Origin of the sequence: Fulvitalea axinellae, assembly GCF_036492835.1 — a bacterium.
In the GTDB taxonomy this organism is placed as follows: domain Bacteria; phylum Bacteroidota; class Bacteroidia; order Cytophagales; family Cyclobacteriaceae; genus Fulvitalea; species Fulvitalea axinellae.
This window is the reverse complement of record NZ_AP025317.1, coordinates 70,115-82,844: the sequence shown is the minus strand read 5'-3', so window position 1 is coordinate 82,844 and position 12,730 is coordinate 70,115. Positions and strand designations below refer to the sequence as shown.

The window sequence follows — 12,730 nt, the reverse complement described above, 5'->3', positions numbered from 1 at the left end:
TAAAGGCCGGAAGTAGCTTTAGCTTATAGCGTTTCGGATTAAAGTTGGCCTGTGCCAGATTTCTCTTTTAAAGCCTGAATTACCTCATTCATCTCCTCAAGAGTAAAACCGTCTGGAATAACGGGATTATAATACAGGGATAAGAGTTCCTTATAACCGGGTTTAAACGACATTTTACCATTAGGGTCAAACTCAATAACATCTTCTTTAAGATGGTCAAAGCCAAGAACCTGATTAATGGTCCGGACCAACAAACTTTTTCTTTCTTGAGAATAAGCTTCGATCAAAGATCTGTTAAAACGGAATTTAATAGTTCCTATAAGGCGCATCGGAAACATTTGGGAACCAGCATTAATAAAGCGTTCGGATAATGCCGGCGTCTTGAGGCTTGGGTCTTCTTCCAAAACTATATTTATGGATGGGGCTTCATTCAAAATATTGTCATTGGCATATTCCATATGAACCCATGGATTGCCCTCATTGAACAATTCGGTGATCTCATTACAAAAACTAATATCATTCGTGTCGAAATCTCCTGACAACTTCAAGAAGATCGTTGTTGGATACTTCAGAAGGGTGCTATCTTGAAAACAATTTTGAGCGATTGATTCAAAATACCTAACGGGAATTTTATTTGATTCAGCATAATCGATGACCTTCTCCTTCGCGTTAATATGGTGAAGAACATCGCCAAAGTCAGCCTCGAATTGTTTCCTGGTATAACCAGTCGGCATCCCCGGTTCGTATAGGAATCTAATTATCTCTTTGTCCAATTCAGAGTAGACCGGATTAGGGTAAGGTCCTTCAAAAAAAATACTCTCTTTATATCTCCAACTATCACCAACAATCCCCAAAGAATTACTTAGTTCTTCAAGAATGATTGAGTTGCGAATAGTAGCACTATCTGAAATGCTACATGTTTTATATGATGTAGCATTATTAGAAATACCAATCTTCGTCTGGTTTATTACATCGGACTCTTTAGAAAGTAATCCAGCTCCTTGAAAATAGCGAGAACTAGTCAGGTTCAGTATTCTTTCAAGTTCTTTCTGTTCCCCAAAATAAATCGGAGTATTAACCAACGAGGAATCTTCAGTAAGCTGAAGCTTTATCGGTAAATCTAATGCATTTATACTAGTGATAGTATTCTGAATGATTATCGAGTCACCTGGCCATAAATCACCCAAAGAATTCACAAAGATATGGTCCTTCCATTTAATCAGCCTCTCTTGTCTCCCTACATAATCTTGATAAAAGGCCGTTTCGTAAAAATAATTTATAGCCTCCTTTGAGTATCTATTTTTGAGATCCTTCAGAGTTTCAGGGCTTATTCGCCCTTTCTCTTGAGAGGCCTTTTGAAATTCAGTACAGCTAACTGCAAAAAATAAGACGCAAAAGGATGTTTTAATAAAAAATTCAAGTTTCATATTTATTTAATTTTAAAAAACCACAACACATCATATAAAACAAAATTTAATTGCAAATTATACTTTTAATATTTAAAACTAAGAATAGTCGATGTTTTTGTGAAATCATATTTATATAAAACCGATTTTATTGGTATTACGGATTCCCGCTTTTCCCATCCAGAGGCCTGATGATTGGAGATTCGTGCCTTCAGCGCATAAATTTAGTAAGCGCCCTACACATACTCTTTAACCAAATCCATCAAAAAGGATTTATCGCTGCCCAATCCGACTGTCAACAGTTTTGCGCCCATATTGGGATTGCCCTCGAATTTCCGGATCGACAGGTCTCCTTCGGGTGTTCTTTCAAAATAAGTGTAGGTTGCGCTTCCGGTTAGTCTCACACAGCCTTTAACGCGAAGAATACTCTCGGGTATTTTGCGGCATAGCAGGCGGATACTCTCTTCGTTTGGCATTTCCGGCAGGTCAATCGAACAGGAAGACCAGTGTGATTTTTCATGATCTATCCTCTTCGCTTCGTTTTCGGACGGGTGAAGCCGGGTTAGTAAACCGGCGTCAAGTTCGGCCATCGGGATTATCTTGGCATCGGGGTTCAGTTTACGGAGATGCTCCATTACCTCGTTTTGCCTTTCCACCGGGGCTTTGTCCAGGTGTGACAAGATGATTAATGACGATAACTGAACCTGACTGGCCTCAAGCTCATTGTGCTTTTCGCGCCTTTGCCAGCTGTTTATGTTTACTACAGATACCTGTACGGGCGGCAGAAACCTGTCGTCGAGGCCGATTCCCAAAAAACCGGCCAGGGAGCAGGCGTCGGTCGTGCCGTTTGCCTCAATTAGGGTGATGCCGTTATCCCTTTGGGGAATTTGATTAACTGTATCCCTAAGCGATTGCAGACCGCTACAGCAAATACAACTGCCGCTGAGGGCCCTAATCGTGTTCGCGCTAATCTGTTCCGTAAATTGCCTAGCGTCGAGCTGGGCGTTCTCATAATCGTTCAGGATCACATACGGGCTCAGGCCTTGTTGCGGATAAACTCTTGCGAGATGCTTCAACAAGGTGGTTTTTCCCGCTCCCAAAAATCCGACAATGGTTATAATCGCTTCTTTGTTTCTCTTTCCGCCCATTTCCGACAAAACTATATTTTATGGCCTATACCTCCGTTCCGGGTTCTTAATCTGTGGCCAAAAGTAAAACAAAAAACGGTTTGGGTATGTCCCCCAAACCGCTTTTACAGGTTTTCCTAATTAAGTAAAAAACCACAAGTGGCGCATTAGGCCAAGCCGACGACTATTCAAAGACCTCTATCACACTCGGATCCCCTTGGGTGGTTACTACAGGGCCGTCGCTGGCCGTACCCGTATTTAGGTCATACGTATAAATTCCTACCCCTGTTTCCGTAGACAGTCCCCACAGGATTTGGTCTTTATATCGCGTCAGTGAAGCGGAGTAGCCGTTACAAAACGGAAGGTCCAGTTTGGTGATGCTCTTATTGTATAAATCGACCTTGAAAGACCCCACGGTACGATCGTTTACATAATCGGGCGGATTGCTCGCGAGGGCATAAATATTTCCCGCCCCAAACAAGGTCCCGTTCCCACTGTATAGGACGTGTTGGAAGTAGTCTATCCTGTTTCCGGGGATGTTGCTGACAGCATAATCCGATACGTTGAAAAAATAGTCCGGATCAAAATCGGACTCGCCTTTCTTAATACGTAAAAAACCGCATTTCTGCCCCGGGACAAATCCGTAAGAAGCTACACAAAAGACATACAGGTCGCCTTTTTCGTCAAAGAACATGGAGTGCATATCGTCCGTAGCGCCCGCAAAGCTGGTTCTGTTGTCCGTGGCCGAAGTGACGGAATTGTTATTTTCCAAATCGATGATCAGCACTTGGGCCGGATGCGTGCTGGAAAAACCGTCCGAAGTCTGATGGCAAGAGACAAACAGCTTCCCGTCCCTCAAAACCATGCTGGTGGGGTCGGGGCTCGCGTCGCCGATAGCGTGGGCGGTGAGGTCAATATAACCGGTAATAACCATTGTGCTCGGGTTAAAAACGGCGATTTTTCCCGTAGCGCGTAACGTGACAAAGGCTCTCGAATCGTTCTCGATTACCAGACTAATGGAAGTGGAACCCGCGGGGAGGCTCATGTTCCCAGCTTCTTCCAACAATCCATTCTTTCTGCGATACTTCGTTAACAGATCCCCCCTTTGGTTTGGAATTACGTACACATCATCACCGTCCAAAACCAAAAACGGGGTAACCGTCGATTGGCGCGCTTTAGAAACATCATAAGCACCGACGTCCAGGTCCTTTATGGTTCCGATATAGCCCGTTGCCGGATTGGACGAATTGATGTTTGTGACGATGGCTATCCGGTGCTTGTCGTCCAATTTGATTTCGTCTTTATCGCTTGAACTGCAAGAGACAAAAACTAAAGCTGATAAGGCTAAAAATAGTCGTACTGACTTACACATGCTCTTTTAACGGTTATGATTGTCGTGATGCGTTTGTCTTCCCAAAAACAAACAGCGTAATTTTAGGCGGAACGTCCTTCCGGGTAAAGGCTGGTTATAGTTATTGATTACCAATTGGTCGGTGAGGTTATTTGCTTCGAAGGTTACGGTATACTTGTCCTTTTTGAATGACTGCTCTACGGATACCGTATGGGTAAGAAATGAGGGAATCACAAACTTATCGTATACACTTAGCGCAAACCCATAATCGTATTCCTGCGTGAAGGCCAAATCGTATATCAACCTCGATCTGCTCCTTTTGATCAATAGGTTGTCCTTATGCAGTTCCACGTTAAGGTTGGCGAACATCTGGGGTATATTCGGAATGTCTTCCTTGTAAGTGGGGTTGTCCACGCCCTTTGTTCCCGGAATAAATTCGTTGTTGTCGACAATCCTCTGGTAAGTCAGGTTCAGTCCCGAATAAAGCCATGGGGTCAGGTCTGACTTGAGCTCCAAATCGGCGCCCAAAATATAAGCTTTCGCATAATTGACATAGCCTACCGAAAGCCCGTTTCCGGCCAGCTGTATCAGGTTGTCCACATTCATGTAAAAGCCGTTAACTTCCGCTTGGACCCTTCTGTAACCTTGGAAAAAACGGTCGTACACCAATCCGGCGGTATAATTATAGGCCACCTCCGGCTGAAGCTTTATGGAAGGCGTTATGAGCACACCGTCGCCGAAAAGTTCCGAATTGTTGGGTAAGCGGACAGCTCTCTCATGAACGGCCTTGGCCAGTAAATATTCGCTGAAGTTATAACGCAAGCCCACCAAGTAGCCCAGATTGTGCGTATTGGTATTGATCCGCTCGGGCGAGCCTTGTACATAGATGTTCGTGTTGTAGCCCTCGGTATGGTTGAAGTAGTATTTGACCGCCGCGGAAAGCAAAAAGTTTTTGCGTTTGTTCTCTTTTTCCAGAGTAAGGCCGGATACGGTATTGAACAAACGTCCCGGATAATTGAAAAGATTCTTTCCGGCGAACTCATTGGCCAAATCATCCCTTGGGTCAAAATCCGAACTTCTTATCGTATTGTTGAAATTCAGACTCGAAGTATTGTCAATGCTGTAATTGAGGTTGAGCCTATGCCTCAGTTCGCTTTGTTCCGTATCCGACATATTGGGCCCGATACCCAGCTCGCCTTTTCCGTAATTGCTCAGGGTCCGCGTCCCGTCCCAGTTATAGCTATATGAAGAGGTGTCAATCAGCGCGACGTTAATCTTGCCCCTAATCAAGCTATAAAGCATCGACAAACGGCCACCCAGCAATCCGGTCTTTTTCAGGTTCATGATGCCCACCAATGTTTCCCCTTGGCTTTCGGCTTTCTGGATGTTCCGGGTAATCCCCTGAATCTGTTTTTCGGTCTTCATAAAAGCGCCTTCAAACTCCACCTCGTCAAACCAAAGCTTGGAGAACTTCACACCGCCTCCAATCAGCAAAGAATGAAACCGGTCGTGATCGCGCACCACTTTCAGGTTTTCTTGGTCAGGGACCGACATCTCATAGTCGTTGTCCGAATAAGTGTTGAAAACGCCAAGACCCGCCTCAATTCCCCTTTTATCAAAAGACTTCTTGAGGATAAGCCCCGCACGGGACGTATTGAAAGATTGGCGGACCAGATTAACGTCGACATAGCTCACCTCACGGTCCCGGACAACTATATTCACCGCGCTACCCAAGCCGTCGCCACCCAGCCAGGCGGGCACCGAGCCTTTATAAACCTCGATACGTTCGATCACTTGGATGGGAATATCATTTATCCCCAAACTTCCGTCGGGTGTGTTGAGCGGATTCCCGTTGACAAAAAGTTGTACCCGCTTGCCTTCCAGTCCCCGGATATTAATGCGAGCCACGCTCCCAAGGCCTCCGGTTTGCCTGATCTGGATCCCCGCCTGACGGGCCAATATCTCATTGAGATTGCCGGCTTTTGTCAGCAGCTCCTTTGATGTTATAACAGTGACGGGCGTTATTGAAGAACGAATCCGCTTGGCCTCTTCCTCCGATACGGAAAGCGCCACGACCCCGACCGCATCCAGTACTTCGGACTTGGTTCTTAACGTCACCCTTACATGCCTATCCTTTATTATGGAATGATAGGTTCTGTAGCCCAAGTACTTTATTTCCAAACTATCGCCCACTTGGACGTTTATCAGAAAAGTACCATTAGGTTGGGTAGCCGTGTATTCCTTGCCACTACGTACAATCGCGCCAACCAACGGCGTGTTTGATTCATAGTCCAAGACTACGCCCTCAACTTGGGCATTGGCTAAGTGGCCCATAAAGGAGAGGGCACTTATCAGAATAAATTTGGCAGAAGCTCGGGAAATCAATTTTTACAATTTTACGCAGACACCTATTTTTTTCGCTAATCCCTACATCCCTAAACTCGAGAATTCCTCTATTGGGATTCTCAATAAAAAACCCATATGCTATGGATATTTATTAAAATGTATGAAATAGTTCTACGCAAAGATAATTACAGCTAGCTTAAATGCAACATTGTTGCGTTTAATTCGTCTAAAAATAATTGCCATAAATTATGTAGGCACTCAATCAAGAATAACAGGGCAGGAGAGGGTAAACTGGTAAACACCCCGTAAAAACAAAGCGCCAATTATCTACAGCTTTTACAAACCGGAGACAATTGGCGCTAGTCAAGCGGTCCCTACTAATTGGGGAACCGTTTACAATAAACAGGAAATATAATCTTTAAGCCTGTCTGCAAATAATAATATTTGATAAGACTACACCGAAGACTCATCACCTACAAAATATCACACTGTACTTACCGTTCTTCTACACAGTCCCTCCCCATATACTTTCTGTATTCACATCAACACTCATCCCCAATATTGTTTTCAGTTAATAGAAACTCTATTTCGATAAAGGTCTTATTTCCGGTTTTTCAAATACTCTTCCGTTCTGTCAGGTAATTCAATCGTATTGAATTCAAATTCGTTTACCCAATCAAACGCCACAACAGAAAAGCCGTCAAAACACTCTTCGGGCACCAAGTCAAACGCCTTTAAGGTTATCAAAAATCTCTCTATTCCGCCAAAAGGATAATTCCCTGTTGAAAACTCAACAATGCCTTTATTTTCGTTCTGTTTTTCTAAATTATTCAGATCTACTTCAAAGGAGTGCTCTAGATAATTAAGGATATTAGACTTATTGAAACCCAAACCTCCGGCTCTTTCTTGGTCAAACTCAAAAAATGATTCCAGAAATGTATCCGCATAGTCAGGAATAAAGGTTTTATATCTTTCCGACTCATTTTTTGTCAGGCCATCGAATTTATCTTCATCCATTATGTCTATTTCGTCCTCAAAAGGATCATCAGAGTCAGTAAGCCATTCTTCTTCATAGCCGGGATCCCTCATACAACACATATGAGTGTACAGTTTTTCGAAATCTGAAAACTTTGGGGAATCCCGTATTTGAAATTTTATATATAACATCGGAGAAAATAGAATCAGTTGGCAAGGTTAAGCAACTAACTAGCCTCTAATCTTATTGGCTTCGGAAATTAATTCATTATAAACATTTTGCTCATCAATAGAGAGTTTATTCATCAGATTTTCGGTTTCGAACGGATCATCAACCAGATTATAAAAGCGTTTTGAGCCGTTATCCAATACTATTAATTTATACGTTTCATTCCTTATCGTGAAGCCCGATTTTATTGGACTGTCGTTTAATACTTCGGAATAATTATAATTTCTATTTGCGGTTGTATTGCCGGAGAGCAACGCTTTAAAGCTTTTGCTATTTTCATATTCGTTTATATCAACGCCCGCAATTTGAGCGACGGTGGCGAATAGATCTGCGGAATTAATCAGATTTTGATCCCTTTCGCCCATCCGAGTCACGCCTTTTCCAGAAACAATCAACGGTACGGATATGCCTCCTTGATAAAGGGTCCCTTTACTGCGGTTGTTTACATACGGGCTTTGTATAACCTGACCCGATGTTCCGTTATCACCCATAAAAATGATAATGGTATTGTTTAGTTCCTCTTTAGGAATATTGTCGAATAACCTCCCTATTTCATGATCCAGACTTTCGGCCATTGCCATAAAATAAGGTTGCGGATTTGCCGTCACACTTGCCTCATCCTGAGACAAGTTACCTTGTGAGTGCATACTGGCGGGCGGCAAATGGAGAGGTGTATGCGGAGCGGAATAAGCCAGCCAACAAAACCAATTCTTGTCTTGACTATTTATCCAGTCAATGGCCAGATCCGTAGTTTTCGTAGTAATATATTCGGTAGTAGGGCTACTGGTTCCATTTTCCACCAAGTTCCAGTCGTAATAGCTGCTGGCGGTTCCGCTCAAGAGTCCCGCATAATAGTCTATGCCCATATCTGTCGGCCGGTTAGGGTCTCCGTTGGACAGATGCCATTTCCCAATAATGGAATGCGCATACACCTTACCTAACTTTTCATCCAAATACGCCTGCAAAGTCTTTTCATTCGCATTTAGGGTTGAAGCGTTAGACGCGTTAAGCACACCTGTTTTCATTCCGTATTTTCCCGTAATAATTGAGGCCCTGGTGGGAGAACACATGGGGAAAGCCCAAAAGTTATCGAAAGTAATTCCCTCATTCATCAGGCTCTCCAGATGGGGCATATTTGGTTTAATAGCGCCTACACTATAATTAGGGCAGGCGTCTAAACCAAAGTCATCAGCGATAACCAATAAGATATTTGGCTTGCTTGGATTAGTAATATTTCCGGTACTATCGTTATCGTCTTCTGAACAAGATTGTAAGCTGAAAATGACCCCGAACAGTAATGAAAAACATTTTCGATTCCGCATAAATATTATTTTGAGATAGTTCTAACCGCCCTAACATGATTAAACACGGTCCTCAAATCTCCTTGTGGTCCAAAATATTCGGGATAATCATTAGCGTTTCCAGCTTTTGGATCGCTTCTTTGACATCCTGCGCCATGTACGTCCATGAGTATCCCGTTCATTTTTCCTAAACCTTTTCCAAAAGCAATATAGACGCCGTTTTTATACGGATTCGCTCCGTCCAAATGCGTAGTGCTTGTCCAAAAGTAAGGATAGTGCCCCGGGTTTCCGTTGGGATCGTTTATTTCCGTGGTTTTAAAAATAGGGTTAATGGCGGGCGAATCAGTGGTTTGGGGCGACCTGGAATAATCAACAATACTTTGCAGCTCTTTGGCATTGGGCAAACGCCAATCTGTATATGAGGCTAATTCCAGATTTTCAGAATAGGAGAGTGCGTCTTTCCAGTTTCTGGCAACACCGTCATCCGCTTTTTGCCACATTAACCCTGTCGCCAAATCACTGACGGTACCGTCACCGTTATCTACATAATTGTTTTTTCCGTATTCGGTATTTCCCCTTACCATCCTGAAATACATAGTGTTCGCCACTCCGGACCCAGGTTTGGATTTAGGGTATCCCTTTATCCTTCCGTCTATAAAATTAACGCCAAAAACCGTTTTATCGGCGTTCATTGTTTGTCCTACATATTCGGTGGATGACCACGTTTGGGCGTCAATTTCTCTTTCCCCGGCACTTGTATCTCCCAAAGGCTGATCAAAGTAATCCGTATTGATAAATAGATCTATAGCGCTTTCACCACGTACTTTTCCCGTAAACAGAATTAAGGAATATAACTCTTTTATAGTCGGTACCCGCCAGTCGGAATAACCCCCAAGGGTTGAGTTCTCGGCTTTTGTAAAGGCTTCATCAAACGTAATCTTTTCCCCCATATCTTGCTCCCACATCAGTCCTGTCACATTATCGGTAATAGTTCCGTTACCATTATCGGTATAACTTGGGGGATTAATAATATAGTTGGCGTCTTGGCCATAATAAGACTCTCCGGCAAGGGGGCTACTTATAATGGAATTATTATCATAAAATTCCGTAACGTCTGTATCCACTATATTATAGCCTGTGATATTTATATTATCATCAGGGTCGTTGCTGCCGTCATCTCCATCTTTGGCGCATGACATTGCCAAGAATAACACACACAGTAAGCTTAAAAATCGTTTATTATCCATATTCTTATCTTTTTTCGTTGGACAATAAAAAAGCGGAAAGGATTAATCATATCTTAAAAAATACTGACAGAAGTGCTTGTCGATAGTCTATTCTCTTATTACAAGTCTATGAGGGTTGTCATTACTGGCTTAATATTGACCGCTTAAACTCTTTATATTTTTCGACTATAGTTTGACAAGCTTTCTTTTTATTTTTTTCCACCTTTTCCAAATCGTGATCCAGGTTTAGGTCAGGGTTAAACTCTTGGATATTGTACTTGCTCCACAGTACCAATTCAATCAGCACGGGTGTCAGCGAGAGCCCTTTATCCGTAAGCGTATAGATATTTGTTTTTTTATTCGTTGGAAGTTTGGCTTTCTCCACGATCCCGAACTTTTCCAGCATTTTCAGTCTCACGGATAAAATGTTGGTGGCGATAGATTCTTGGCTTTCGGTAAAGTCCTTAAACGTTTTTTTTCCTTCAAACAACATCTGCTTAATTACAACTAAAGACCATTTGTCCCCTAAAATATCTAAAGATGAGGTGATTGGACATTTGCATCGAAAGTGATTTTTCATTATATCTCTTATTTTTACTTGCAATACAAAAGTAATAATTATATAATTGCTTTCAAAACAAAAGTAATAACAGCTATGAAACGAGTATTGTTAACCGGAATATCAGGCTATATCGGACTGCATTGCGCAGTGGATTTGTTAAAAAAAGGTTACGCCGTTAGAGGTTCCATAAGAAGTTTGTCAAAAGCTGACAGTATCCGCAATGCCATAAAAAGCCAGGTAGACCCGGAAGGGAATCTGGAATTTTGCGAATTAGACTTGTTAAGTGACAATGGCTGGGATGAGGCCGTGGCGGGATGCGATTTTGTAATGCATGTCGCTTCTCCTTTCTTTTCAAAAATTCCCAAAGACGAAAATGAGTTGATAAAACCAGCGGTGCAAGGGACATTGCGCGCCTTGAAGGCGGCTCACAAAGCGGGAATAAAACGTGTGGTCTTGACCTCTTCAATGGTCGCTATGCTTGGTGATGTTACGGGTGATGAAAATATTGGCCAGGACAGTTGGACAAAAGTAAACGCCAAGAACGCTACGGCATATCTCAAAAGTAAAACACTGGCAGAAAAGAGCGCTTGGGATTTTGTAAAGAATAAAGAAATGGAATTGATTACCATACATCCGGGACCGGTTTATGGACCAACGCTTTCCAATAATCTGTCGGGGGAGTCAATGACTTTATTCAAACGTCTGATTACCGGAGAATTAAGGCAAATGATTCATGCCAGTATTAATATGTCAGACGTGAGAGACGTGGCGAAAATCCACACATTGGCTTTAGAGAACGAACAGGCAAAAGGGCGCAGATTTATAGTGGCTACGGAAAAGGCCCATTCCTATAAGGAAGTTACGGAGCTGTTAAAATCAAGTGGTTATGAAAAAGTGGGGACCGCAATAGCACCCAATTTTATGGTTAAATTATTAGCCAATTTCGATAGCGAAATGAAAGGCATGATGCCTTATGTCGGCAAAAAATATGAAGGGGACGTGAGTGATACGGAAAGAGTTTTTAATTGGAAACCAATTCCGTTTAAGCAAATGATTCTTGACACGGCGACTTCAGTAAAAAGTGTATTGGACAGAAAATAGCGCACTCGCCAGAAACAATATTCGAGTGTCTCTATTGTATTCCCAAAAACAAATCTTTGAGGTAAAATACTTCTTCGGCTAATCTTTTAGTTTTGGCCGAAGAAGTATTTTAAATCACACCTCCTGAGTGTCGGGCTTTAAAATGACAAATCTCTAGTGCTTTGTTTTATTGCGCATATGCCATTTAGATAAACACTCCCCCTAGGCCACATTATCTCCCACAGGCTTTTCTTTCTTAAACTCCGTAGGATCGTGATAACCAAAATATTCTATCTCATTTCCATTTTCCTTAATTATCTTCCTCACCAAATCCAAGGACTCAAGCCTCATTTCGTTATCCACAGCCCTTATTGTCGCCAATTGGTCAACCGGATGGTTCCTGTCATTTAATTCCGCCCTTAAGTAATATGCGTCACCAACATAAAAGACCCATTTATCATCCCGCTTGTATACTACTCCACAATGTCCTAGGGTATGGCCAAACAAAGGAATTAGATACGATTCAAAATCCAAATTCAACTTACGGGCGGGAACACCAAGCCATTCGCCATCATTCTTATCATACAATTGAACTCCAGGATTATATGATAATTGCTGACTCAAATACCTCTGATCTCCACTTATAAAGCTATCATACTCTTCTTTTGAGATATGTAATTTGGCATTCGGAAAATCCATTGCCCCACCGATATGGTCAGGATCAAGATGCGAGCAAACTATATCTGTTACTTTTTCCGGATTAAGCCCTAACATTTCTATTTGCCTAATCGCCGTAAAACCTTCATCAAACTGAAACCCTGTAATTTCTACTAATTCTTTCCCTAGCTTGTTTTCCGGATCCTTTGTTTCCGCCATCCCAATCCCTGCGTCTATTAGCGTAAGGGATTCATTATTCTCAATCAAAATACAATGGCCGATCGCCGAACCTAACGGCGATTCGATTTTAACACAGTTTAAATGATGTACTTTCATCTTTGAAATTGAGTTTTAATTGTGGTGATTGATTGTTTAGCGAACAGAAATCCGACGTAAAAAGAGCAATGTCGTAATTCAATAGGTTTCTCGATTATGCTCTTCTTTCAACTGAACAATAGCGATCTCAAGGG

Annotated in this window: 10 protein-coding genes; 1 reads left to right on the top strand and 9 read right to left on the bottom strand. The window is 42.3% G+C overall.

Going from position 1 to position 12,730, the window contains the following annotated elements:
- Positions 1-38 precede the first annotated feature (38 nt).
- From AABK39_RS22565 to AABK39_RS22530, 8 genes are all read right to left on the bottom strand, one after another.
- The gene (locus tag AABK39_RS22565) at positions 39-1,427 is read right to left on the bottom strand and encodes a DUF2927 domain-containing protein (RefSeq protein WP_338395478.1); all 1,389 of its coding nucleotides are present in this window, start codon (positions 1,425-1,427) and stop codon (positions 39-41) included.
- A gap of 215 nt (positions 1,428-1,642) precedes the next feature.
- On the bottom strand, positions 1,643-2,554 hold the full coding sequence (locus AABK39_RS22560) for a GTP-binding protein (protein WP_338395477.1): 912 nt from the start codon (positions 2,552-2,554) through the stop codon (positions 1,643-1,645).
- Between the two features lie 163 nt (positions 2,555-2,717).
- Complete coding sequence (locus AABK39_RS22555) at positions 2,718-3,821, bottom strand: NHL repeat-containing protein (RefSeq protein ID WP_338395476.1); 1,104 nt, start codon at positions 3,819-3,821, stop codon at positions 2,718-2,720.
- 90 nt (positions 3,822-3,911) lie between these two features.
- Positions 3,912-6,218, bottom strand: coding sequence for a TonB-dependent receptor plug domain-containing protein (locus AABK39_RS22550; protein ID WP_338395475.1), 2,307 nt, complete (start codon positions 6,216-6,218; stop codon positions 3,912-3,914).
- Between the two features lie 612 nt (positions 6,219-6,830).
- On the bottom strand, positions 6,831-7,247 hold the full coding sequence (locus AABK39_RS22545; RefSeq protein WP_338395474.1) for a hypothetical protein: 417 nt from the start codon (positions 7,245-7,247) through the stop codon (positions 6,831-6,833).
- A 189-nt stretch (positions 7,248-7,436) separates the two neighbouring features.
- A complete protein-coding gene (locus tag AABK39_RS22540; RefSeq protein ID WP_338395473.1) occupies positions 7,437-8,756 on the bottom strand; it encodes a sulfatase-like hydrolase/transferase in 1,320 nt (439 codons plus the stop codon).
- A 5-nt stretch (positions 8,757-8,761) separates the two neighbouring features.
- A complete protein-coding gene (locus tag AABK39_RS22535) occupies positions 8,762-9,982 on the bottom strand; it encodes an Lcl C-terminal domain-containing protein (protein ID WP_338395472.1) in 1,221 nt (406 codons plus the stop codon).
- A 121-nt stretch (positions 9,983-10,103) separates the two neighbouring features.
- Positions 10,104-10,454: a winged helix-turn-helix transcriptional regulator gene (locus AABK39_RS22530; protein ID WP_421825174.1), complete on the bottom strand. Its 351-nt coding sequence runs from the start codon at positions 10,452-10,454 to the stop codon at positions 10,104-10,106.
- Between the two features lie 162 nt (positions 10,455-10,616).
- Here AABK39_RS22530 and AABK39_RS22525 point away from each other — a divergent pair, with 162 nt between their 5' ends.
- Positions 10,617-11,624: an SDR family oxidoreductase gene (locus tag AABK39_RS22525; RefSeq protein ID WP_338395470.1), complete on the top strand. Its 1,008-nt coding sequence runs from the start codon at positions 10,617-10,619 to the stop codon at positions 11,622-11,624.
- A 201-nt stretch (positions 11,625-11,825) separates the two neighbouring features.
- Here the strand turns inward: AABK39_RS22525 and AABK39_RS22520 are convergent, their stop codons facing one another.
- Positions 11,826-12,596, bottom strand: coding sequence for an MBL fold metallo-hydrolase (locus AABK39_RS22520; RefSeq protein ID WP_338395469.1), 771 nt, complete (start codon positions 12,594-12,596; stop codon positions 11,826-11,828).
- Positions 12,597-12,730: the final 134 nt, after the last annotated feature.